This is a genomic window from Paenibacillus sp. N3.4 (assembly GCF_008017805.1).
Lineage (GTDB): Bacteria > Bacillota > Bacilli > Paenibacillales > NBRC-103111 > Paenibacillus_E.
The window spans coordinates 12,175-37,057 of record NZ_VRTT01000072.1 but is presented as its reverse complement, the minus strand read 5'-3'; the positions used below and the strand labels follow the sequence as shown (position 1 = coordinate 37,057).

The window sequence follows — 24,883 nt, the reverse complement described above, 5'->3', positions numbered from 1 at the left end:
ATGGTTAAAAATGGATTTTTTTCCTGACAAAAATAAAAAAACATTTAATTATTAGAAGAGGTATTGACCGCCTCGTTCATATCAGCTTAATGAAAAAAAGAACAGATGCCTGTCCCGGCGATCTGCTCCTTGGTTATTCATTCAGTTATCGTTCGCAGTTAGCTTAATGCCTCGCCTTAACGAACCCCTTTAATTTTAAGTAGTTGTCTATAGGGAAGTCATAATTAACCCATTTTTCCTTGTAACCTTCTCGTCCATATGTTCGATGAAAATAAAGTATTAGACGGGAGTTGTTGATTTGACGCGGTTTTTGATCTGAAAAATCGTCAGCTTTTGAGAAATAAGTTTTAGACTAACCCATCTGCTGCGTATACATGTATTAATCAATCAAGACTAACCATCGATACACTATAAGTTCAAGGATTCTGAATATAATAGTTAATTATCCACATTATTTTTATAGGGCTGGTATTTATAATTAAACTTCCTACCACTGTCCATAAATAGTTTCTTATCGGTTTCTTTTAGAGCTGTTATTAAATCTTCGTCGATTATTCCTAATCCGACGTATCCAAAATCTGTAGCGGTTTTTAAATCTTCCACATCTTTCCAGAGTGAGATATAAAGAGTCATTTTACCCAGATGGCCGATCAACAAAGAATCTCCTGTGAAAAAATTCGAATTATAAGTCAAATTATCTGCACCTATTGCGTTCACAATAGTTTTTAAACTATAGCCGGAACCTTTTATTCTGTTATCGAAAGAACTTGAAGAGGATATATATATTTGAACAACTTTATCATCCTTAAGACCAAAAGTACAACCATCAGAATCGATAATACCAAATTCTTCAGGATAATCACCATATTTTGAACTTTTACCATTCCCGAGTTTTGAAACTACAGTTGATCTCAAATCACCGATGCCCACACCTTTGCATGTAAAACCTGGATATTGACCATTATTCTGATATATCTGTTCCGAACTTACCAACTGACTTGTAATTATGGCAGTTTTAGTATTGGGGTCCCATTCCACATGTGCCCCTAGGGCTTCAGATACAAATCGGAGTGGAACCATTGTGTTCCCGTTTATCAACTGTGGCACATAAGCAACCAGATCATTGACTCTTAATGCTATCGTAGTTGTATCTTTTACTGCCCTTACCGATTTTGTTGCGTTATCCCAGGTAATATTAGCTCTGGAAAATGACAAGGGGGTACCGATTACGATTCCGCGAAAGTTAACAGCACGCGCGACATGTGTTTGTTGGGCAATGTCGATCCCGACGACCAGATGCTGAGAGGTAATTTTTTCAATGAGTTGATTTTGTTTGTCCTGCGATTTAAACTTCATAATAGAGCGTCGTCCTGGATGATGGGATTTAAAGGGCTATGACCCGTTGCGTACTCCCATCGTACCGAGGCGCTTGTTTTTTGCAAAGCTCAAAATTAACGCTCTACAGGAATGCTATCGTTCGCCGTTAGCGTAACTGGCTACGCGCATGAATGTAACTGTTCCTAAGCAAACGCTCAGTTATCCAAATGCTGGAGGAATTCGAGTACACGCTGCAATAGCAGCGTCGTTGCGTTGGCGTCATATGACGGCAAACTGCTATCTGCGAACAAGTGCTGATCTCCTGGGTACAAAAAGAGTTCGGCATGATCGGCCGTAGTCACGAGCTGGCGTGCCGTCTCAATGTCGCCCTCATCAACGAAATAGGGATCCGCGTCCATGCCGTGAATCTGCACCGGTAGTTCCGCCGGCCAGGGAGATCCGAACATCGAGCTGGAACGCAAGAGTAAAACAACAATGCACCACGAGCGCCTTCACGAGTCTGAGCGAGCTTCTGAACCGCAACCACACCGAGTGAAAACCCCGCGTAGATGATCTCACGCGGAAACTCACTGGCAACACGTATACCTCGCTCTGTTATCTCTTCGAAGCCAATCTCATTGACATAGGTCATGCCATCCTCGATCGTCGTAAACAAATGACCGTCGAAAAGGTCAGGAACATGAACAGTGTGACCCGCCCCTCTGAGCTCGTCGGCGAAAGAATTAATACCCTTTGTCAGTCCCAATGTGTGGTGCAACAAAAGAATCTCTGCCATTTCTCTTCTCCTTCCAAATTGATCCTCATTCGATTTCGCTTCCTTACTGTCGTTATCCTGCCAGTTACTTGAATGACAAAAAAGGAGCTGCCGTGATAAGGCAAACTCCTTCATTATCGTTCTGTGTTAGCGTAATCTATTTTAGGAGACAAAGGTCATCTAACCGACTGGTAAACGAGACCTATGGCTCCAGAATCAAAGGTCTTGTTTTCGATAAGTTTAAGATTGACCTTCTCCTTGAGACCTTGGAATAACGGCAATCCGCTGCCGATCAGGACGGGAGAAACCGTAATTTTATACTCATCGATTAAATCAAGCTGCATAAGGTGGTGTGCAATCCTAGGACTGCCGAGGATGACCATATCCTTGCCTGGCTGCTGTTTGAGGTTCTTGATCTCTTCCTCGATATCTTCTTTCACCAGTCTGGAATTGTTCCATTCGACTTTGTCCAGCGTCGTGGAAAAAACGATTTTGGCTGTCTTATCGATCCACTCGGCATGATTCCGTTCATGCTGCGAAGCTGATGGGTTCGAAGGCACAGATGGCCAATAACCGTGCATTAATTGATAAGTCCCTCGTCCCCAAATGACAGTGTCGGCAGTACTTAGAATTTCTTTCGCGTATTTCTCTAAATCACCATCGTAGGAAATCCAGCCAATGTCCATTGCACCGTTTGGTCCTTCTACAAAACAGTCAAGCGATGCGTGCAAAAATAGAACGAGTTTTCTCATTTTCAGTGCTCCTTTGTTCATGAGGGATGTCTACATTAGTTACATTTTAGCACATCTCAGCTTGGATTGTTTCTTATGGATTGCTAAGCAAATCTGCCCGTTAGAATCAGTTATCGGATCAAGTTCTTGTCATCGCAAAATGACAGAATTGATCCGATAACTAAAAAAGCCCGCGGTTTACGCGGACTTCATTCGGACAATGTTCTTGTCAACCGACAGCCTTTTTAAATCTACCCATTTCCTCAATATCAAGGATTTTGAAGGATGCATATAAATGGTATTAAGTTCTCGTTTGAACGGCTAACCCACTAAACGATATAGGCCCAACAACATCGGCTCTTGTATTGGCAGTACGGTTTTCTGCTGTGACTGTATAAACATGGTTACCCACTCGTACATTTCTATCTTCCGCCTGGAACGTAACAGCATAATTTTGTTCAGAACCAATTGATTCTATACCTTGTTGTGTGTTGAAAATCTCTGTTCCATCGCGGAAGATTCTAAAGAGAATTTGCGCAATGCCAGTGACACCTCGAACACCTATGGTTGCTAACAAATCTACCCGATTGGGTTGAGAATTCATTGGAATTCGCAATGTGATTGTTGCAAGGCGAGATCTTGCTGGTGAACGTCGGATAATAAATGAGTTTGCTAAGTTGAATCTACGGCGCGGCTGGACAGCAGCTTTATCGAGAACACGTACCAAAATATCCACTCCTCTTGTTTGATATATTCAAGATATGTTTGACAAAAAGAGAATGATTGGACAATTAGGAAGAAACGCCTTTGATCATGTCTCAGAACCTGTACGTGGATCTTGCCGAGATCCAGAAACCTACAATGTAGGTAGTTTTGTGTCACAGGACTACAATGTAGGGAAATTTGTGCATTTTTCTCTGACACAAATTCACCTACATAAAAAAATAAAAGCTTGATTTCTCAAGCTTTTTAGTAATGGTTTATGTAGGCACATTTGTGTCATTGGACACGTTCGTTTGTTTTCGGATGACCTTTGTAAACTGAGTCCTGACGATGTAATTAAAGGATGGCAGAAATCCATGAAGCGGCATTCTGGTGTGCGTAGAGCTCATCTTCTCATCGATCTTGCCAAGCAAACTGTTGGATCCAAGCAGGCAACACGTTATAACCTGCTTTCAATTTTGAGGTTAACTCCCGTTAGAGCAAACTGAGCGCTAGTAGTTCTCTAAGAAATTTATTATTTTTTGTGAGTTATTATCTTTTGCAATATCTATTGGGGTTTTACCGTTACATTCCAAGATGGTTATATCTGCACCATTATCCAACAAATACTTTATTACTTCTGTTGGTTCCTCTCCAGGACTTCCACCCGATTGAATTGTACCGTCTAAGGAGATATCCACCGCTACATGTAATGGCGTCCATCCTTCAAAACTCTTGAAATTAATATCCGCCCTCTTCTGAACTCTAATTGTTCATTTTCTACAGCTATATTTAGTAAGGAATGACCACTAATTATACACTCATAATTTGCACTAATACCTCTTGAAAAAAGGGATTTTACGCACTTGATATCACCATTCGCAACTGCTCTACAGATATTATCATCCAAGACTATTCCCCCTTTTAAGGGTATTTTACCAAAAATGACCATTTACGTAATCTATCCGTTAGTGCAACGAAGGCTGCCATTAAATTGGCAGCCTTTAGTATTCAAGTATATCTAGTTTTACCACCTTTAAATGATTTGAACTTATTTAAGTTGCCCTCATAATCAAGCTGTGTCAAGATTGCATTATCTAAACTGGATGTTCAGCTTGAAACGTCCGGACATTGTCCATCACCTTTCCTAATGCTTCGGATGCAAAACGAAGCGGAACATATGTCGAACCCTCTTTTCTCCGTAACAAAAATGTCTTCGACCGGGGATCCGTTGGGAATGAGATAAAGTTCTTGTCACCCGACAACAGCCTCTTTTCCAACATTTATTGACTTCCGTTGCTCTTCTGTGACTTAAGCTTTAGCAAAACCGTCACAGCCTCGGCTCTTGTTGCCCGATCTTGCGGCGCGAATTGCCCAGCGTCCTTGCCTTGTATGATGCCCGCTTGCAGCACGGCAGCAACGCTGCTTTTTGCCCAGAATGGAATGTCTGTATCATCTGCAAAATGAGTTGCTGCATTCGCACCGACTGGCTGACCTAGAGATCCTGCGATCACCACGGCCATCTCTGCCCGCGTAATCTCAGTGTTCGGACGGAAACTGCCATCGTCATAACCGTTCATCCAGCCCTCTCGCACCGCGAGCGAGATTGCCTGCTGTGCCCAAGCCCCGATATCCGCGCCATCTGTAAAATTCAGCTTCGCGCTTTCCCCTTGCGGCTTCAGTGTGTTCATCAGCATGACCGCAAATTCCGCACGAGTCACAGTTCGATTCGGTTTGAACGTACCATCCGGATAACCCGAAACGATGCCATCTTCCACCGCTTGCTTAATTCTTACCTCTCCCCAGTGTCCAGCTATATCACTAAAATTGGTTGGTACAACAGCCGCTTGGCCCACTGCAAATACCGCATATTTCGTAAAATGGTTCACAACTACGGTGATTTGATCTCCATTAATCGTACCGCCAGGAACCTCCACCCACACTTTGTGGGCTTCGTCGTAATAAAATACCGCTGCTGTTTGGCCGCGTTGCAAACTAGCCTTGTCAAAAACGAAGGTCAACGTAACTGGCTTACTGAAATTCTCAGTAAAGTTTTTCAAAATCTCGAAGATGGGGCTCGCTAGAACTTCTTTATCCTTGAGCAGTTGTTGTGTATCCAACACTTTGTCTATCGTGATTTTGAGTTCTTTGGCTGAAGCATCCGCCGGGATCGAGATTATAACCTCTTGGTTCAAACTAACTTCGCCCGTTTGACCCATCGCTAACGTCAAATTCCCATCTGTAGAGGTAACCGTCGGATGGATTGGCGGCGTTGAATTGTTGTCGCCTGGGACAACGACTGGTGAGCTGTCACCACGTGTTACAGTCACGATATACGTCTTGATGCTCCCATCCTGTGCAGTAACCACAAGTGTAATTGGATTAGGACCCACACGCAAGCTGATCGCTCCGCTCGCTAGTCCGCTTGCTGTGGAAATATCGTTCACGGTCATCGTCGCTTTGGCGTCATATACACTTGCTGTTAACGTAAGACGCGATATGTCATTCCCTACACTTGACGTGTAGGTTGTTGTACCAGAAGCGAAGATCGGACTAAGCACTCCGCTCGACAACAAGACAGCGCTCAAGTCAGCATTGCTGCTGAATACCGGCACAACTGGTGCGCGGTTCACGGTCAATTGATACGTATTCGTCGCCAAGCCATCTTCTGCTGTTACCTGAATGTTGATCAAATTAGCTCCCACATTTAAGCTAGGTACGGTATAGGCGTATACATTGCCCGTTACAGAAGTAGCACTGTAAGTCACACCGGTAACCGTCAGTGTTTGGTTTGGATTGGCTTTGGTGACGGTCCAAACAAGACTTGCAACCGTGCTCGCCACATCTACACGATAAGCAAGCTCAGACGGCTCAAACATTAATGTCCCTTGATCAACAGTCAGACCCGACAGCAAGGCATCGTTGCTGACCCTTGTAACATGGATCATGTAGGTTTTTGTGGTCGTGCCATCCTGTGCGGTTACGTCTACAAAAAGGGTATTCGTACCTACATGCAAAGGAATCGCTGCGCTTGTCTCTCCACTTGTAACGATCACTCCGTTTACTTTCACACTCGCCGTCCCAGCTGCCGCCGTTGGAGTAACCGTTAGTCTCGCGATGCTGTTCGGTATGCTCAGCGTATAGTTCGTTACTGAGACGTCTAACGTCTCGTTCCATGCTCCGCTGCTCACACGCAATCCGCTCAAATCTGCGTTATTGTTTGCTGCTTCCGCAGCTACAATCAGCGTGAACGCTTTAGTCTCGCTTACTGCGCCTTTGCTGATCGTTGCAGTTAACGTTACCGTCGTATTTCCCGCTCCATGTGAAGGACGTGTTACCCTACCCGTCGTGGTGTTAATTGCGGTATGATCGGATGCCCACACAACTGTCGTTCCGTTTATTCCTGTTGCTGGCAAGCCTACAGCTTGCGTTACACGCGCTGCCCCATCGCTGCCGGCATATATAATGGCCAGTGCCTGAATTGCAGCGGTTACCGCTTGTGTATCCGTCTGCTCTACGATTACACGGGTTGGTAAACTTTCGTTTAATCCTGCGTCCGTTGCTGTAATCGTAAGCTGCGTGCTCGCTGCTTGAGCTGCAATCGGTACGGAGTAGGCTCCACCTACTGCTGCCAGGGCTGTTCCAAGTAAACTTCCCCCTGCTTTTACCTTTACCGTGGAACCTGCCTCCGCTGAACCTGTTACAAAGGTGTCTTCGATATTTACTTTGTTCACTAAAGGTGCTGCTGGTGCCGTGTTGTCGGCTGTTACCGTTACAGTCGCTGTTAAGCTCACATTGTTTGCTACATGCTTGGCGATGATCGTAAGTGTTTTACCTACAGTTTGAACGGCAATCGGTATGGCGAACGTACCATCTATCACGACAGCTGTTCCCAATATGCCTGCACCTGCACTTACCGTTACCCTGGAGCCAGCTTCGGCTGTACCTGTAATGACAGTATCATTCGTAGCTACCGGATTCACTTCCAACGGCATTGTTAAAGGAGATGAGACCGATAGGTTGATGGGCTGGCCATTGCTGTCCTTGAATGCCCCAGCAGCGATCTGAAAGGTCGTTACCCCATCCAACCAATGCATCCTTAAAGTTGATTTCAAGTGTACTCGTGATAGCCGTAGATGTTAGGACCTCAACTGTATCCTCTGCGCCTAGCGGTGTGTAGGCTGCCTCGCCTGCTCTTTTCACCGTAATCTTACTCTTCAACTCATCTAAAGTGCCCGCCTGTATGGCATACAGATGAAAGGTAACCGTCACTTTATTATGGCGTCCGCTTACGATAGAATTCACTGCACTATCCAGCTGTACTGCGCGGTAGTAACACCTCTTATAGGTATCTGGTGCAGGATCCATACCACCGAAAGCTTCCCCATTACACCCGATACCACTCGTAACGACTTTAGATAAATAGCCATAATTAGCCGGTACAGCAGGTGCCCCAATTCCCCAGTATCTCACTTCTTTGGTCCCCGTAAATATACAATTCCCGTTCTCTGCTGCACAATCCGTCCAAACAAAGGTACCATCTGGGGCAGTGGGCAACAATGTTAAGGAGAATGTAATCGTGATGTTAATTGACAAGCCATTGCTATCCTTGAACGCCCCAGGAGCTATCTGCAGGGTATTTCCCGAACCAACTAACGTGTCCTTGAATTTGATTTCAAGCGTACTCGACTCAGCTGTCGAGGTTGGATTCGCAACCGTATCTGCTGCATCTAGCGGTGTATAAGTTGAAGCACCTGTTCTTTTAATCGTAATTTTGCTCTTCAAATCTGCTAAAGATCCAGCCTGAATGGCATACGTACCAAATGTAAAAGTAGCTTTAGTATTGAGTCCGCTAACCACTGTCTTTACGTTATTATCCAGCTGTATGTCGCGGTAATAGCACCTCTTTGTCGTGCCAAATGCAGGATCAATATTCCCGAAAGCAGCCTTAGAACAAGCAGTAACATCCGTAATAAATAGGGATCTGAAACTATAATTAGCGGGTACAGCAGGCGTACCGATTCCCCAATATCTCACTTCTTTCTTCCCGGTAAAAATACAAAATTGGCCATCTTCCGCACAATATGTCCAACCCAAGCTGCCGTCTGGCGCCGCGGGTAACAAAGTTAGAGGGAACGTCACGGATATGTCAATGGGTTGGCCATTGCTATCCTTGAAGGTTCCCGAAGCGATTTGTATCGCATTATCTGAACCCACTAACGGATCTTTAAAATTAAATTCAAGCGTACTTAACATCGCCGTAGATGTTGGGTTGGCAACTGTATCTTCTGCACCTAACGCTTTATAGGCGGTTTCACCTGTTCGTTTAACTGTAATCTTACTCTTCAATTCCTCTGAAGTGCCAGCCGGTATGGCATATGTATTAAAGGTGATCTTTACTTTATTATTGGGCCCACTTACGGTTGTCTTTACGGCACTATCCAGCTGAACGTCACGGTAATAACATTTCTTGGAAGTCCCAGGTGCAGGATCGATACCGCCGAAAGCAGCAGTAGAACAAGTCGTATAACTCGTTACGACTTGAGAGCTAAAGCCATAATTAGCGGGTACAGCAGGTGTACCGATTCCCCAGTATCTCACTTCTTTGGTCCCTGTAAAGCTGCATCCCCCGCCATCCGAAGCGCAATTCGTCCAACCCGCGCTGCCATCCGGACCAAGGCCTAACAACGTTAAAGAAGACGTAATCGCAATGTCGATGAGCTGGCCATTACTATTCTTGAATGCCCCAGGGGCTATCTGTATAGTATTTCCTGAACCAACTAGCGTGTCCTTGAAGGTGATTTCAAGCATACTCGACGTAGCCGTAGATACTCTGTTGGCAACTACATCTTCTGGACTTAGTGCAGCAAAGACAGCGTCACCTGTTTTTTTAACGGTAATGTGGTTCTTTAATTCTTCTAAGCTGCCCGCCTGTAAGGCATACGTAGTAAATGTGAATGTCACTTTATTATTGCGTCCGGTTACAACAGTCGACACGTTATAATCCAGTTGGACATCCCGGTAGTAACACGCTTTAACTGAGCCATAGGCAGGATCACTATTACCGAAGGCAGCCATTGTACACGCCGTACCACTCGTAATGACTTTAGACCGATAACCATAATTAGGTGCTGGCGTGCCTATACCCCAATATCTCACTTCTTTCGGCCCTGCAAAACTGCAATTCTCGCCATCCGCAGCACAATACGTCCAACCAGAGCTGCCGTCTGGTATAACACCTACGACGATAGAATTCACCGCTATGTCGATGAGCTGGCCATTACTATCTTTGAATGCGTTGGACCCGATCCGTATGGCGTTCTCCGAACCAACTAACGCGTTCTTGAAATTGATTTCGAATGTACTCGATGCAGCCGTAGAGGTTACATTTGCAAGTGTATCTTCGGTATCTAGCGCTGTATAGGCAGAATCACCCGTTTTTTTAAGGGTTATCTTACTTTTGAAATCTTCAAAGGTGCCAGCTTGAATGGCATATGTGTTAAATGTGACTTTCACTTTCGTATTGCTTCCGCTGACGACTGTCATCACGTTATTATCAAGCCGAACGTCACGATAGTAACATCTTTTGGCGGATTCTGATGCCGGATCACGATTGCCGAAAGACGCAAGGGTACATGCCGTATCCTTTGTGCTAACGATAGATTGAAACAGATTTGGTTGGTCAATTGCCCAGAATCGCACTTCTTTCCTTCCTGCAAAGGTGCAATTCTCATTCTCTACGGCACAAAACGTCCACCCCAGGCTGCCGTCTGGTGCAGCGTCTATGGCAAGAGGCTCCTTGAGTACCGTAGAGACCAATAGATCTATTAGCTCACCATTAGCATCCTTGAATGCCTCAGGAGCGATCTGAATGGTGTTTCCCGACCCAATGAGCGGATCCTTAAAGTTAATTTCGAGGGTACTTGAAATAGCCGTAGAGGTGGGATTGGCAACTGTATCCTCGGCGCCTAGCGCTGTGTAGGCAGAATCCCCTGTTCGTTTAACCATAATCTTACGCTTCAAGTCATCTAATGTGCCAGCCTGTATGGCGTACATATTGAATCTAAACGTCACCTTGTTATTGAGTCCGCTGACAACTGTTGTCATTGCACTATCCAGCTGTACATCACGGTAGTAACACCTTTTCGGAGAACCTGGTGCAGGATCATAATTGCCAATAAAGTACGTCTGACATCTCGGACTATCCGTAATATCTCTAAATATGTGATTGATAAAGCCATAATTAGGACCTATCCCCCACAACCTCACTTCTTTCGTCCCTCGAAAGGAACAATTCCCGCCTTCAGCACCACAATCCGTCCAACCAGGGCTGCCGTCGGGTCCAGTTGGTAATGACGTTATTGAAACGGTTACCGGCAAATTAATCTGTTGGCCATTGCTATCCTTGAAAGCCCCAGGCGCTATTTGTATCGTGTTCTCCGGACCGACTAACGTATCCTTAAATTTGATGACAAGCGTACTAGACGTTTCCGTAGAGGTTAGGTTCGCAACCGTATCTTCAGCACCAAGAGCTGTGTAGGCAGCCTCACCTGTTTTTTTCACTGTAATCTTACGCTTCAAATCATCCAACGTGCCCGCTTGTTTGGCATACGTATGAAAAGTTAGCGTTACTTTATTATTGGGTCCGCTCATTGTCGTCGTCACTGCACTATCCAGCTGTACGTCACGGTAGTAGCACCGTTTAACCGTTCCAAAAGCAGGATCTATGCCACCGAATTCAGAAACTGAACAATACGTACTGTTCGTACTAATTTTAGATACATAATCATAATCAGCAGGTACAGCAGGAGCGCCAGTTCCCCATAATCGCACTTCTTTCGTCCCTGTAAAGTTACAAAAGCCGTAAATTGCGGAACAATTCGTCCAGCCAAGGCTACCGTCTGGCGCTTCGCCTACTACGAAAGACGTCACCGGTATCTCTAGCGGATAGCCGTTGCTATCCTGGAATGCCCCAGGAGCAATTAGTATCGCGTTCTCCGAACCAACTAATGCGTCTTTAAAGTTGATTTCAAGCGTACTCGACGTTGCTGTAGATGTTAGATTTGCAACGGTATCTTCGGTGCCTAGGGCTGAATAAGCTGTTTCACCTGTCTTTTTCACTGTAATCTTATGCTTCAAGTCATCTAACGTGCCAGCCTGTAAGGCATAAACATGAAATGTAAACGTCACTTTCTTATCATGTTCACTAGTGATGGACGTCACTTTGCTATCCAGCTGTACGTCGCGGTAGTAACACTTTTAATCGTTCCAAAAGCAGGATCACTATAGCCGAAAGCAGCGACTGTGCATAGTGTCCCTCCCGTCATTAATTGAGAAGTAAAGCCATAATTAGCGGGTAGTGCAGGCGTGCCGATTCCCCAGAAACGCACTTCTTTGGTCCCCGTAAACGTACAGAGTCCACCTTCTGAAGCACATTCCGACCAATCTGCGCTGCCGTCTGGTCCATTAGCTAGCGCAGGCAACGTGAATAAAGACTCAAATGGCACCGATGAAATTAGTATCAATCCTAGCAATAAACGAATCATAAACCTTTTCAATAACACCCTCGTGATCATACCTACCTTCACTCCTCTTATCCCTGTACATCCCTTGCAGCAAACTAGGTTCAGTCTACTACAGCCCAATAAAAGAATAATGAAAGATTCGGTCATAAACAGACAAAAACCGCGTAACAGGAGGCTTCGCGGTTTTTGTCTGTATTATTTTTTATCAGTAATAATACCTCGTAACATCGCTTCGTATAGCAGAATCAATTGCCGAGTTCTTGATTTAACAGACGAACATAATCGGTGTATATTACTTACAACAACGTCTCCGAGTGCCGTTATGATGTATCTTCCAATGTTCTGGGAAACCGAAGATTGAAGCGATGCGGCGTGGTGATAAGCTCGCCAGTTCATGATCGCCCGATGTACCGTCCGCTGCAGCCTCTCCTGGGACACTGGTTTGACTAAGTAATCCACCACAGACAGCTCATAAGCTTCTAGCGCGAAATCCTTATGTGAGGACCTCAGTTCCGTCTTGGTAATCAGTATATTTTGTTAGCCTCATTCGGCAATCGGAACAAATTCTTGTCATTGAGGAATGACAAAAATTTGTTCCGATAAAATAAAAAATCCGCAATTTCTGCGGATGCTTATCGGTCTATATTCTTGTCACTCGACAAGGGTCCCCAATTCAATTAATTCACTCTTGTTCAACTTTATTCGTATAAAGCTTCTGTAGTTGAGCCGTCTTTGTATAAATAATAAACGTGAATCCATTTATCTTCAGTTGTTGTGTACCACAATGTAATTGTTTCAACTTTGTCTTCATTGGACCAATTAACTAAAAGCTGAGCTTTTATATCACTATTTTCTAGACTAGTAACGTCAATATTGTCTAATTCATCATATTTATACCCTTTAATTGGAGATATATCATATCTCCAAATCGCTTTTTGCATATCATCATTAGTTCGAGATACACTCGGTTCGCCTAAAATTCCTTTTACATAACTACTGTCCACCCCGTTGGTGAGGCGGTATTGGACCAACCACACCTTCTTTGCAACTTCATCAACGTTTGTTGGCTCATTCATAATCGAAATAACTTTATTTTTGTCTAAATACTTTATTCCAAGTCCCAAGCTTTCTGCTACAAAACGTACGGGGACATAAGAATGACCATTGTAGTTCAATAGTGTATATTCACTGCCAACTTCTTTGTTTTGTCCATTTACTTCGAATGTAACAGGAAACAAGTATGCTTGAATGGTGTCTGCGGCATATACAGCAGTCGTAGCTGTCAATGCAATACCACAAACTACACCAAAGATAAGCTTTTTCAAATATAACCACTCCAATCAATTATTTTGTTGAACACTTGTATTTATTTGAAAAGTTTAAATCTATCATTGGTTATTTTAGATGAAAAAGTGACCTTTTCAAATGCCATAGTTTGTAAGGGTTTTTCGCCATCAGATGATACCATTTTCAAGATAATTCCAGTTTGGTTGTCAAACCAAAATGTTAACTTATTACCCAATTTGCCTTCATTCCGATCTAATACAATAACTGTAGTATCTCGATCCAAGAACTTTTCCTCGCCTTTAACAGAGAATTGACCTTTACTAAATAGATCTATAACAAACATTTCAGGATGAAGCAATTCATTCACGCCACCTACTCGGTGCCATGTATAGGCGAACACTAGCACGAAAAGGCAGGAAAAGAGCAGCAATTGTAGTGGCTCATGCCATGTTAAGAATCGCTTATTATTTGCTTACAAGAAAAGAAATGTATGTAGACTTAGGAGAAGATTATTTTGAAAAGCAAAAACTTGGAGCCGTAGTACGAAATTCGGTTCGAAGACTTGAAACCTTAGGCTACAATGTTACAATCTCAGAAATCTCCTGATCTAAGGATCATCAATATCCTAGGCGCTACACATTTTAAAAAATGAGTAAACCGCGTCTTCTTTGGTGCTGTTCTTTTTCTTCGACTCCCAGACTTTTAATTTTCATGGTAGTTGAGAAAAGTTAGTCGATCAACTGGCCTTCCATTAGTTAACAGCTAACTAGTAAGTCTTCAATCGGATCCATCGGAAATGAGATCAAGTTCTTGTCAAAATCGGGAATGGGATCAAGTTCTTGTCATTAGGTTTTGACAGAACTTTGATCCCATAAAATACAAAATCCGCGATTTACGCGGCTTTTAATGAGACTATGTTCTTGTCACCCGACAATCCACAACTTATTTTCGCCCCACTTAGTCTATAAGTAAATCCAGATTCTCATGATATGTCCATGGGAAAGAACCCCGAGGACTTTTTCCTTTACATCGTAATGATACCCAACAAGGCGCACAGGACAAGGTTGTTACAGGCTAAAGCATGTCCTCTTTAATACATCGAAACAACAGCCATCAAGACGCACAGGACAAGATCAGTAGCCGAAAATCCGCCACCGGTAGTATACATAACCAAACATTTACCTCCTAATGGAATCTGTGTGATCTTCTACTATTATACGGACCTTTAATACAATTGCTTGGACATCCTACTTAGTTTCGAATAATAATCAGAACATAAAGAAAGAATCCCACGCCAAACATCACCACGTACATCCGCTACGAAAGCGTCAAAAAGCCCCCACCATGTGATCAAGATGAGAAAGCCGGATTCGACTCATCTACATAACCCGACCAGTAGGCCAACTTCTCTAGCACCTGCTCCAGGCCAGCTACGATTTCATCCTTGCTCTCGGGGTTGCATGTCGCGTTGGGCAGTTCCTCAAGTTTCACGCGGATATTGGGCCACTCTTTTTCGGCAAGCGCCTTCGTTCCGTCTTCCGTCTTGCCTTCAGGCTCTTCGTGTGTTGCCTTGGTGCATGTTTCATTATGCCCGATATACTCTTTCGCCACTTCGATCACGTGGATATACATTTGCCCGACCGACCATACTTTTTCTATGCATTTAAATCGCAACTGCTCTATCGAATATCTGTCCAGATTCCGCATGTATTGCTCGATAATAGCCGAAGAATCGTTCAACATCCAGATCCTCTCCCTGCTAATCCTAATTCATTACAGCACCTGCGCAATCTCCCACACATGCCCGTCCAGATCGGCAAAACAAGCCGTCCGCCGCCCCCAGGGGCGCGTTATCGGTCCATTCAATAACTTAACGCCCCGCACTTCCAGCTCATCGCATACCCGGTCAACGTCTGGCACTTGGATCGTGAATTGAAACCGCGCGCCATCTCCGCCGCGTCCAACCTGCGCCGGCTCAATCAACTCTCGGGCATTCGAGTGATTTAACAGATTGATGCTTGTATTGCCATAATCGAACACCGCGCAACTTTCATCTTCATATATGATCGCAAGTTTGAACGTCTCTTGGTAGAATGCCTTCGACCGATTTAAATCTTCCACAAACAATGTGATTTCGGTAATTTTGTTCGCCCAGTCAGCTGTCGCCATCCGCATTCGACCCCATTTGCATTTTTTTACAATCCTATTTGGATCATACGAATTGCCCGTTCCATTGTCAATGCTAATATAGAGTCTGTGCTCAACGCTTACGATCCTGCGCACATTGGGCATAAATGCCCGTGGGACCGTGATCCCGTCAGCTAAACTGTTCACCCCCTACTTGTAGAAACATGTTTGAGGCTGGTTGAGACTATGATCTCGAATAACAAGCGAAGCTATGACACTGCAAGAAGAGCTAGGGGCTGCCGGCTAATTCATTATTAGGGGGAATCGAAGAATGAATCCAGTAATTGGTCTGGATATAGCAAAAAGAGAAAGTCAAGGCCAGGCCTTCTTGGATAAAGGAAAGCCCTATGGCAGGAGCTTTACGGTCATTCATACACGAGAGGGATTGCAGCTTTTCCTTCAGCTTTTAAAAGATCTTGAAGCCATGTCTGGACAAAAACCTGTGGTAATTCTAGAGGCTACAGGCCATTACAATGCTCCTGTCACTCAGTTTCTAGATGATCAAAACTACTTCTACATTGTTGTTAACCCGATCCTGTCTTATCAAGCGAAAAAGTCTTCGAGCCTACGTAAAGTAAAAACAGATGCCATTGACGCCTATGCCTTATGCGAATTCTTTTACAAGGAGGAATTTGAGCATCATAAGACAAGAGGTGTGCAATTACTAAACCTGCGCAATCTCACGAGACAGCATGAATCGGTTACGGGACAATTCGTTCAGATCAAACTTCAATTCCAAGCGGTATTAGATCAGGTATTCCCGGAGTTTAGGGGCGTTTTCGGGGCTTTGTACTCTGCGGTGTCTCTGCAAACCTTGTCAGCTTTTCCAACGTTAAGCCCTTTGGTAATTTAGGTTCTGGCGTTTTTTTAGCCGTTGATGTAGGTTGTGCCGAAACTCTCTTTGTTTCCTGTACACTCTGTTTCTTTCGAATCCGTTTGTTCAAGCTTTGCTCCTCCTTTTGGGCAAAATAAAAAGCACCCTCGGAGGAGAGTGCTTGTAAAATATCTTTATTTACTTTTTATTGGCAAGATCGTCAACGCTACCATATCTCTGCATCAAATTTACACTTGCAAACAGTAATTTTTGGAGAGTTATGCAACTATTATTCAGTGAGTAAAATTCATTTTACCGGGTTCTAAACAATAAACAAATGTTCATGCGCCTTGTGTACATGTCCAATCAAGGGTTGATTAGTGACATAGTATATAGCGTTGTTAACTCATTTTGAAGGAGTGAATGAATATGGGATATGGAGTAGTCGAACATCGTCGTAACAATGTTGCGGAAATATTAGTTCTCTTTATTCTTTTGGTTATCATAACTGTGGCTTTTTCATGGTAAGATCGTCAATTCAGTAAAAAATGGCTCCGTGGGGAGTAATTCTCCTAGGAGCCACCTCATTATCAATTGAGTTTAATATTTGAGTCTTTTATGCATCTCTTCCGAGTAATCTTCGTGGTTTGATGATCGTTTTCACAAAATACCTAGCGGCATCCATGCAGTGATCATCCTTCTTAACAGGTTGCTCCACGCCTCGAAGAACTCCTTTTTCATCCCTTACATATAGCCGGACACCTCTTTTTGGACATAAACCACATTTATTGACGGTCTTTTGTACGCATAATGAATATGAAAAAAATTATTGAACAAACCTAGTGTAAACTCTGCCCTTCAATCCACGCTCTGTAACGGTAGGTTTTCATGTATGCTACTTACAATTCAAAATAGGCAGAAAGTCAAATCAATCTGATATTAATTTGGAATAGATATTGAGATCATTAAACTTTCCTTCTACTCTTTCATATTGTCTAAGTGTTCCTTCAAACGTAAAGTTGAGCTTTTGTAAAAGCTTTATTGAATTCACGTTTTCAGGGTCAACCTTTGCTTCGATTCGATTCAGCTTTAAAGATGAGAATGCGTGATCTAACAAAGAACAGATAGCTTCTGAAGCGTATCCTCTTCCCCAAAATGATTTAGCAATGTCATATCCAATTTCTGCTTTTTCATTTTCAAAATCAAAGGAATTATAACCACAAGAACCTATAATTTCATTGGACTCTATTTTAATTATGGAGAAACGAATAGCCTTACTGTCTCGAGAAAGATCATCAAGAAGATTAATCATCTCTTTTGCTTGATCTTCATCAGTTAAAACAACTAACATTCATAAATTTAAGTAACATCTGGATCAGACCAAATTTTAAACAAACTAGACGAATCCGATACCTTCATTTTTCTCAAATGTAAACGTTCTGTGTGTAACTCTGTAATCAATACTTTTACCTCCATTATATTTTAATAGTTAGGTTTAAGATATTGACATCTGCGCATAGTTCAGTCCCTTCATTTTTGAAATTAGTTTCATTATACAAGAGCTTATAGGATTTATCTACGATCGGCTTTTGTTGTTAAACTTTTCAGTTAGCTTATTTCACTGCTAATTTTGAAGCGGCTTCTTCAGCTTCTTTATAAGCTTTTTTTAATACTTCATCTCTGTCCAGTTTATCAGTACCTTGCACTCGAAGAATTTGATAATCTTCAATACCAAAAAAATTAACATCGACTTCAAGTATTTATGCGAATATTCAACTTCGGTATACCAGTCATTATTGGTATAGATTGCCCCACTTCCTTGTATCACAAGCATACTTCTTCCATCTTTAAGAAGACCAACTGATCCCGTTTCTGTATATTTAAAAGTTTCCCTTGCAATCATAATATTATCCATATAATCCTTTAACTTTGATGGCACGTTAAAGTTATGCACTGGATAAACAATTACATACTTGTTTGCACTTTTAAATTGTTTTAATACATCATTCATACGCTCTGTTACTTCTTGCTCTCGACTTGTTAGTTCTTGACCTGTTTTCAATTTTCCCCATGCACTTAAAACAGTTTGATCTATCATTGGTACTACGTCCTTGTACAAGTTAATTTGTTCAATAACTTCATCATTAGAATGCTTCTCCTTATAAATTTTCATAAAGTAATTAAATACATTTAGACTAAATGAAGATGTGGAATCGACTTCTGGATGTGCCTTAATGATAAGCAGTTTGCTCATTGGATGTCTTCTCCTTTCATTTAAGTTATTTAATCTATATTGTCGATAGTATTAATCGTCGATAAATTTAATCATCGATCTATATTATCGACAATATAAAGGTTTCATAGCCTTTTGTCAAATTCTATGGATTCTAAAGTTAGTTTTTGCTAATTTACAAAAAAACATTTAGGGCTTATAATGATTTTTTTGATAGCCTTTTTACAATGAAAGCAGGTGGGTCTATATGCAGTATAGTGTTATGGTTGAATATGCGTTGCATAGCCTTGTTTATTTAATAGACGTACCCGAAGAGGACAGTATTGGAATAAAAGACCTTTCAGAATTTCAAGGGCTTTCAGAAACATATCTCTCAAAAGTTTTTGGTAAATTATCAAAGGCTGGTATCGTGAGTTCTACACCTGGTGTAAAGGGTGGTTATAAATTAGCTAAGTCCCCCGAAGAAATTTCTTTTTGGGATGTAATAGAAGCAGTTGAAGGAGTAAACCCTATTTTTCAATGTAAAAATGTTTTGAAAAATAATCTTATGCATTTAGATAAAGAATGCTCTTCCTGTATTTCCGCCAATTCTTCTTGTACGATTAACTTAACTATGCTTGAGGCAGAAGAATATATGCGTGAGTTTCTTCGTAATAAGACCCTTGCATGGTTAAATGATGAACTTAATCACGTTTTACCTGAAAAATTGCGGACAGATAGCCGAGAATACTTCATAAGAAAAAGCTCAAACTAACTCATTTTAAAAACATAATTATTAATATAAACAAAGCCCTGAAAATCCTCTGCAAATTTTCAGGGCTTTATATATTTAGTAGTCTATCCTACAGCCATCCTCCACTTCAACCCGTCTACTAATTGGATAACCGTATATTTATGTCGTAATTAGAGGTGTTCAGAGGGCTCAAGCTGAATAAAATTCAAATGTTTCATTCGGTTTATGACAGATAATACTTCATTAATTCTTGGTAATTCAAGCCATCTTTCGAAACCAGGAAAAAAGGAAGAAAATACAATATCCACTCCTTCTCTCTCCATATCTTCGAGAGCTTTTTTGATCTTTTCATGAAGAAAGATGAGGCGATCCTGATTACTTATAGCGATTTTTCGAATTAAAAAGGCAATAGCTGCAAGCTGGGCGTGTGATGTGATATTGTAAAGCCCTCTGATATCAACTTGTTCATCACCTATCATGATGTATCCCATGGTTGAAACCATCAGCTTTTCTGTACCACTGCCCTGTGGATAGCTCGAAAAGTTATCGGTGGTTATTTTTCTTTCTATCTCCCATTTTGTAAGGGGGATACGTTCGCGTGGTTTGTCGTGTTCACATAATTTTTTTGCTTCCTGGGTTACGTTTTTTGGCACAAAATTGTCCATCAGGATGATTTGATCGGCAACGGATAAAAATTCACCGCTACCTCCAATAACAAGAACGGAAGATACGCCAACAGCCTCATAAAGCTCCCTGACACGTTCAGTAAAAGGTGTAATGGGTTCATGCTTGATTAATGAACGCATTTTGATGTCTTGAATCATAAAATTCGTCGCACTTCTGTCTTCATCAATAAGAAGAAGCTTACACCCGACGTTGATTGCCTCCATAATATTTGCGGCTTGAGATGTGGAACCTGAGGCGTAGTCAGTCGAAAACTGTTCGGCCGAACTATTGGGTATCCATTTTATGAAAGGCGTAATATTGATATTTTTTATGGAACGGCCTTCCTCTGCAGATATTTCCATTGCACTTTGATCTGTAATCACAAATTCTCGTCCGTCGCCTATGCTGTGATTGTAAATCCCCGAATTTAGTGCATCCAGCAATGTGCTTTTACCCGAATAACCACCGCCGGTGATGACCGTCACACCATGTTTTATTCCCATTCCTCGCAAACCACAAATTTCAACTTCAACATCTTCCGGGGATGTAAAAGGCAAGGCGCCCTCCAGTGGCCCGCTGTTGTCTTTATTTCTTGGCAAAATGCTGCCATTCGCAATAAACGCACAATAATCACTGGATTTCAGCCATTCGCGAATCATATTTTGTTTTTTTACCAATTCATAGACAGCATTTAATTTGATGAGATCAAACTTGGCAATTAACTCCTCCACTTCTTTTGGAAGCATTTTGCAGAGCATGCGCATAGCTTTATCATTATTCTTGAATGGAAGTTGAACTGTAATCATTAAGCATAGATACCATTTTTCCGAGATGACTTCGACAAAGGATGCATTACGTTGCAACACCACATTGGTTGGACGAAAACAATAAAAAGCACCATTTTCTTTATCAGAACGTGACCGGTTATAAATCAATTCATTTAATGCCTCAATATGATCAACCCATTCTCTTAATGCAAAATCTGAGAGAACAACTTGATCCATATTTTCATCTAAGCCGAGACGGTCAAAAGGTATTTTTATGGTGATACATGGTTTATCCAGTGTGAGTTTATGTGTCCGTTCAATGTAATAGGAAACATCATTATTCCAATAGGTTGGGTCAGATATCGTCCCCCCTTGATCATAGTATGAACCTTCATAAATCATACTGTAAGATGACTGTCCGGATTGTAATGAGCGAAAATATTGAGCGAGTCTTTTAATAAAGCATCTTCCTTTCATATTTGGAAAGCGGTGAATAACGGGAAACGATGCCGAAGTTGAAACGATATCTCAAGAAGGGGCCCCTTATCATTTGGAACAAGGTAACGACGAAGCGGATCGACCCCTAATCGCCAGGTATGAGCCTGCTCAAACATAAACCGGCACTGTTTGAAATTTTCCGCGAAAAATGAATTCCATCCTAAGTAACTCAAGTTCAATACATATTCCCCCAAACGATTAAATCCTAACCAATTTCAAAATAAAACCACTATTGTTGCCTTGACCAACCTTTGTCCTAAAAAAATAACAGCCACTCCGTAAGTGGCTGTCATAGACCGGCAAGAAAGCTTAAACGTTCCTTCTGCCTAAATATAAAAGCCCTGAGAGTGAATCCTACCCTTAGAGCCTATTGTATTCGTAAAAGAATATCTAAAAAGCAACATGAGGATAAGACGTATATTTTTTTGTTTTCATTGTCCTCACCTCGTTACGATTTATTTTTACAGCAACACAATTTTAACATTAAGATCATCCACAATATAGGGAAAGATTAATTATAATTAACTCAAACCCTGAAATAGGTAAAAGATGTCCAGCGTCCGTGCATGCCGAATCTTCTGCTCCGATTTCCAGGCCATGAACTTTGTCACCTAACGAAGTGCGAGCTGTCAGGAAAATAACCGGCACTTCTCGTTGTACAATTTCACTTATCAGTTCAAAACCGTCTTTGCCAGGCAGCATAATATCTAGAAGGACCAAGTCGATTTGCTGCTCATTCAGAACTTCTGGAATACGGTCCCCTTCATACAATTGTACATATTCGTAACCAACCATTCTTTAAATGAAGAGCAATGAGATCGTTAAATAAACGAGCTTCCTAAAACCAAAATAGCCTCCATTTCATAACTTGATGAAGTAAATTCACAGTTATGAAATGGAGGCCTGGGTTCGTAAAAAATTACATTTTTTCAATTGAGCTCATTTTAACCGAGCATGATTAGTAAATCATCGGGACCATTCCACCGTCCATACGGATCGGAGAACCTTTGAATGGTGTTGCATATGGGCTGCATACAAATGTCGCAAGTCTGCCGATTTCGCTCGGTCTGATGAAACGCTGCATTTCGGATTGCGGGAGATTGGCGGTCATGAAGGTTTTTTCTTTTTCCTCAAAGGTCATGTTTCATGGTTTAAGTCTTAGGCTTGCAAATGTAAAGCCTCTCGGTATCTTTCACGTTTGTTCCATCGGTAACAAACGAATCACCGGCTGAATGAGCCGGGGGATCTCTTTTGCGGCAGAACCGTTTTTCATTTTTCTCCGGATTGCTTCAAATTGCTACCCGATCGGTCTGGCATTGTTGAAGTTTGCGTAGCTGGTATCCCCATCGAGCAGAATCGGAAATGGAGACGGGATTGCTCATACACTCGAGCACATCCAGCGAAGTGATCAATTGCTTTAAACGGGACGGCTTCTTCATGCAAGCATCCCTCCATTCCGCATCAGCCCTTGCGCGCAAGTCTCTTGGCATACAGCAGCGGATTCAAGTAAATTCTGCGAACCGTTTTTGATCCATACGCTTTATCGATCGATACTTTGGCCGATTGGGCGTTGCATTCGATCAGCCATATTCCTCCCTTGCGATCCAAGCCAAAGTCGATACCGATTTCGCCGAATTTTCCGTAGCACTTCTCAACGCTTTTATATACCTTAATCAGAAATTCGTTAATTCTCTGCTTCAACTCGCTGATCTCGTCTGTGGAATATTTGGGAAACAGCTTCGGCAAATAGTCGTCGAAATGATAAGCGTCGCCATGGGTAGATATCGGTGAGTTCTTTGCTCCGACTCGGATCGGAATCGCCACAATCTCAATTTCCCCGTATTTGTTCCTCTGCAACTCAGCTCGTAAGTCCACGGTTCCGTTATTGCCGACTTTCACTAGATCGATTCCCTGCTGGACAAGGATTTTCCTGTCACCAAAAAAACGCTTCAATACCTTGTTCATGTCTTTGAAGTGTTTCGCCCTACCACGAACGAGGTTGCCGATGACCGAGCTGCTGTACCGATACCCCTTGTGCCTCACTTTGACGACCTTCATCACCTGCATGCCCCGCCTGCCCTGGCACGCTTTGATATAGACATTGCCGAGGCCCCGAATATAGCTTCTTGCCTCTCTTGGATCGTCAATCGTTTTGGTAAAAGGCAAATAAGGCTGCACATCGGGATCCCGCTGCAAATGGCGGAAGAGCTCGCCTTTGTTGAACCCCGTCAGGGCATTGATTCTTTTGATCCCCAAATTGTCGAAACGTTTAACGACCCGGGATACCCCCGATCCCGTTCCGCCTCGGACGTAGAGTACGTGCGGCATAGGGAACATTTTGCCCCTCCATTGCTTTTTCCGAGGGTCGTAATAAGTGCCGTTTATGCACCTTCGTTTGTAGTCGATGTCTCTTGTTCCAAAGAAATACAGATTCGTTCCGGCCTTTCTGTTTGCTTCGGCAAGTCTCTTAACACCTCTGGTTTTCACGAAGCGGCCCCCTAGAATGACGCCGACGATCGCTCTCTTGCGGGAAGATGATGCCAAATCGATACACCCCTCTTAGAATTACGAATTGGTTTTGGTTTTTCTCGGAAGATCGGGCAATTCATTGACGGATACGACTTCTACCGTTTTCTTGGCCGGTTTGCTCCAGTACCTTTCATTCCCCGGCAAATCATCGAACCAGGCTGCCTCCTTGGGACAATCCAGAACCATCAGCTTGCCGAAGTCGCCATCTCGGGACCGGTGGTATTTCAGGTAAGCCTTGCCGTTCTCCACGGCAAGAATTTCGATTTTGCCCGACGTATGGCTCATGCATAGCTTCACCCGTTTGCCGAGGCCAGATGTCCGCGACTTGGCTTCTTCCACGATGCGGTATACGTCTTCCAGCGCAAGGGCAAATCCGCGGTTTCCAGCCACGGGTCGATTCACGAAGAAATAGTACGGCGTAACGCCCACGACAACTGATCCAACAACGCGCCGAGTACGGCAGGATCGTCAATGATACCCTTCAGAATAGGTGCGAATGAGATGGAGCAGCTCTTTGTCTTCATAAATGCGCATAGGATTTAAGAGCGGCATCTTCGAACCGATGCGGATGATCTTCACATGATCCATCGACCGGAGAGCCTCCAGGATTTAGCCCAGTTTCTTTGTCGATAAGATAAGCGGATCACCACCCGTCAGCAGCACATTGTTGATTTCAGGATGAGCCGCGATATAATCAAGACCATGCTGGACATCCGGCATCACCTCCTTCACATCCTCACGAAACAGCCGCTTCCGGAAGCAGAATCTGCAGTAGGAGCCGCATACCTCCGAGACGAGCAGTAGCGCCGTCGTCGGGTACTTGTGCTGACATCCCTTCACCACGTAGTTTGTATCTTCGTCGGATGCGTCCCAGCGTCCGTATTCCTGCAACTCGCTAGCGCTCGGAATCACCAGCCGCCGTATGGGATCGTCCGGGTCTGACCAATCGATAAGCCCCAAGTAATAATCGTTAAGCCGGAAAACGAATTTGTCGATGACCGGCCACAATGCTTTTTTTTTCGTCTTCAGTCAAGTGCGGGAGACTTCCGATATCCGTTATATATTTAACCGGCATGGCGGATCACCTCGTCAACGATCTATGCAGGTATCGTAAAGTCA

Annotated in this window: 17 protein-coding genes and 6 pseudogenes; 2 read left to right on the top strand and 21 right to left on the bottom strand. The window is 43.0% G+C overall.

Annotated features, from left to right (window positions below; translation table 11 throughout):
• Positions 1-438: 438 nt before the first annotated feature.
• From FU659_RS27425 to FU659_RS27370, 14 genes and pseudogenes are all read right to left on the bottom strand, one after another.
• Positions 439-1,215: a copper amine oxidase N-terminal domain-containing protein gene (locus FU659_RS27425; RefSeq protein ID WP_397356672.1), complete on the bottom strand. Its 777-nt coding sequence runs from the start codon at positions 1,213-1,215 to the stop codon at positions 439-441.
• Positions 1,204-1,356: pseudogene (locus FU659_RS39020) on the bottom strand (IS110 family RNA-guided transposase); the annotation flags it as partial. The pseudogene FU659_RS39020 and the gene FU659_RS27425, both read right to left, overlap by 12 nt.
• 176 nt (positions 1,357-1,532) lie before the next feature.
• Positions 1,533-1,736: a dienelactone hydrolase family protein gene (locus FU659_RS37735; protein ID WP_261808087.1), complete on the bottom strand. Its 204-nt coding sequence runs from the start codon at positions 1,734-1,736 to the stop codon at positions 1,533-1,535.
• Positions 1,676-2,083, bottom strand: a complete 408-nt coding sequence (locus FU659_RS27420; protein WP_261808089.1) for a dienelactone hydrolase family protein — start codon at positions 2,081-2,083, stop codon at positions 1,676-1,678. Before FU659_RS27420 ends, FU659_RS37735 begins: the two co-directional genes overlap by 61 nt.
• Positions 2,084-2,268: 185 nt before the next feature.
• Positions 2,269-2,844, bottom strand: coding sequence for a dihydrofolate reductase family protein (locus FU659_RS27415; protein WP_147950475.1), 576 nt, complete (start codon positions 2,842-2,844; stop codon positions 2,269-2,271).
• Between the two features lie 280 nt (positions 2,845-3,124).
• Positions 3,125-3,550: an exosporium protein C gene (locus FU659_RS27410; RefSeq protein WP_147950474.1), complete on the bottom strand. Its 426-nt coding sequence runs from the start codon at positions 3,548-3,550 to the stop codon at positions 3,125-3,127.
• Positions 3,551-4,037: 487 nt separating this feature from the next.
• Complete coding sequence (locus tag FU659_RS39015; protein ID WP_397356670.1) at positions 4,038-4,271, bottom strand: ankyrin repeat domain-containing protein; 234 nt, start codon at positions 4,269-4,271, stop codon at positions 4,038-4,040.
• Positions 4,272-4,808: 537 nt separating this feature from the next.
• On the bottom strand, positions 4,809-7,520 hold the full coding sequence (locus tag FU659_RS27400; protein ID WP_261808088.1) for an S-layer homology domain-containing protein: 2,712 nt from the start codon (positions 7,518-7,520) through the stop codon (positions 4,809-4,811).
• Positions 7,486-11,748: a hypothetical protein gene (locus tag FU659_RS37730; protein ID WP_261808086.1), complete on the bottom strand. Its 4,263-nt coding sequence runs from the start codon at positions 11,746-11,748 to the stop codon at positions 7,486-7,488. The genes FU659_RS27400 and FU659_RS37730 overlap by 35 nt, the downstream gene beginning before the upstream one ends.
• Entirely contained in the window at positions 11,745-12,101 is a 357-nt protein-coding gene (locus FU659_RS27395) for a hypothetical protein (protein ID WP_147950472.1), read from the bottom strand. The genes FU659_RS37730 and FU659_RS27395 overlap by 4 nt, the downstream gene beginning before the upstream one ends.
• 647 nt (positions 12,102-12,748) lie before the next feature.
• Complete coding sequence (locus tag FU659_RS27390; RefSeq protein WP_147950471.1) at positions 12,749-13,375, bottom strand: stalk domain-containing protein; 627 nt, start codon at positions 13,373-13,375, stop codon at positions 12,749-12,751.
• Positions 13,376-13,416: 41 nt separating this feature from the next.
• Entirely contained in the window at positions 13,417-13,704 is a 288-nt protein-coding gene (locus FU659_RS27385) for a hypothetical protein (protein ID WP_147950470.1), read from the bottom strand.
• A gap of 983 nt (positions 13,705-14,687) precedes the next feature.
• The gene (locus FU659_RS27375; RefSeq protein WP_147950469.1) at positions 14,688-15,080 is read right to left on the bottom strand and encodes a DinB family protein; all 393 of its coding nucleotides are present in this window, start codon (positions 15,078-15,080) and stop codon (positions 14,688-14,690) included.
• A gap of 30 nt (positions 15,081-15,110) precedes the next feature.
• Positions 15,111-15,671, bottom strand: coding sequence for a VOC family protein (locus FU659_RS27370; protein ID WP_315971364.1), 561 nt, complete (start codon positions 15,669-15,671; stop codon positions 15,111-15,113).
• Between the two features lie 124 nt (positions 15,672-15,795).
• On the opposite strand from FU659_RS27370, the pseudogene FU659_RS27365 reads away from it, so the two are divergent.
• Positions 15,796-16,356, top strand: a pseudogene (locus tag FU659_RS27365) (IS110 family transposase); the annotation flags it as partial.
• A gap of 910 nt (positions 16,357-17,266) precedes the next feature.
• On the opposite strand, the pseudogene FU659_RS27360 reads toward FU659_RS27365, so the two are convergent.
• Positions 17,267-17,799, bottom strand: a pseudogene (locus FU659_RS27360) (GNAT family N-acetyltransferase).
• Between the two features lie 152 nt (positions 17,800-17,951).
• Positions 17,952-18,592, bottom strand: a pseudogene (locus FU659_RS27355) (FMN-dependent NADH-azoreductase).
• A gap of 226 nt (positions 18,593-18,818) precedes the next feature.
• On the opposite strand from FU659_RS27355, the gene FU659_RS27350 reads away from it, so the two are divergent.
• Complete coding sequence (locus tag FU659_RS27350) at positions 18,819-19,325, top strand: RrF2 family transcriptional regulator (RefSeq protein WP_147950466.1); 507 nt, start codon at positions 18,819-18,821, stop codon at positions 19,323-19,325.
• 149 nt (positions 19,326-19,474) lie between these two features.
• Here FU659_RS27350 and FU659_RS27345 read toward each other — a convergent pair whose 3' ends face one another.
• The 5 genes and pseudogenes from FU659_RS27345 to FU659_RS27325 form a co-directional block, all read right to left on the bottom strand.
• On the bottom strand, positions 19,475-21,139 hold the full coding sequence (locus FU659_RS27345) for a P-loop domain-containing protein (protein ID WP_187274432.1): 1,665 nt from the start codon (positions 21,137-21,139) through the stop codon (positions 19,475-19,477).
• Between the two features lie 585 nt (positions 21,140-21,724).
• The gene (locus FU659_RS27340) at positions 21,725-22,030 is read right to left on the bottom strand and encodes a response regulator (RefSeq protein WP_147950464.1); all 306 of its coding nucleotides are present in this window, start codon (positions 22,028-22,030) and stop codon (positions 21,725-21,727) included.
• Between the two features lie 163 nt (positions 22,031-22,193).
• Positions 22,194-22,376, bottom strand: a pseudogene (locus FU659_RS27335) (SDR family NAD(P)-dependent oxidoreductase); the annotation flags it as partial.
• A 320-nt stretch (positions 22,377-22,696) separates the two neighbouring features.
• Positions 22,697-23,779 carry a YheC/YheD family endospore coat-associated protein gene (locus FU659_RS27330; protein ID WP_147950463.1) on the bottom strand — a complete coding sequence of 361 codons (1,083 nt, stop codon included), beginning with the start codon at positions 23,777-23,779 and terminating at the stop codon, positions 22,697-22,699.
• Between the two features lie 21 nt (positions 23,780-23,800).
• Positions 23,801-24,839 (bottom strand): annotated as a pseudogene (locus tag FU659_RS27325) (KamA family radical SAM protein).
• Positions 24,840-24,883 lie beyond the last annotated feature (44 nt).

Coding starts and splice junctions, on each gene's coding strand:
- FU659_RS27345 (WP_187274432.1), bottom strand. CDS start 21,139: ATGATTTATGAAGGTTCATACTATGATCAAGGGGGGACGATATCTGAC.
- FU659_RS27350 (WP_147950466.1), top strand. CDS start 18,819: ATGCAGTATAGTGTTATGGTTGAATATGCGTTGCATAGCCTTGTTTAT.
- FU659_RS27395 (WP_147950472.1), bottom strand. CDS start 12,101: ATGATCACGAGGGTGTTATTGAAAAGGTTTATGATTCGTTTATTGCTA.
- FU659_RS27415 (WP_147950475.1), bottom strand. CDS start 2,844: ATGAGAAAACTCGTTCTATTTTTGCACGCATCGCTTGACTGTTTTGTA.
- FU659_RS27340 (WP_147950464.1), bottom strand. CDS start 22,030: ATGGTTGGTTACGAATATGTACAATTGTATGAAGGGGACCGTATTCCA.
- FU659_RS27400 (WP_261808088.1), bottom strand. CDS start 7,520: ATGCCGTTGGAAGTGAATCCGGTAGCTACGAATGATACTGTCATTACA.
- FU659_RS27375 (WP_147950469.1), bottom strand. CDS start 15,080: ATGTTGAACGATTCTTCGGCTATTATCGAGCAATACATGCGGAATCTG.
- FU659_RS37735 (WP_261808087.1), bottom strand. CDS start 1,736: ATGGACGCGGATCCCTATTTCGTTGATGAGGGCGACATTGAGACGGCA.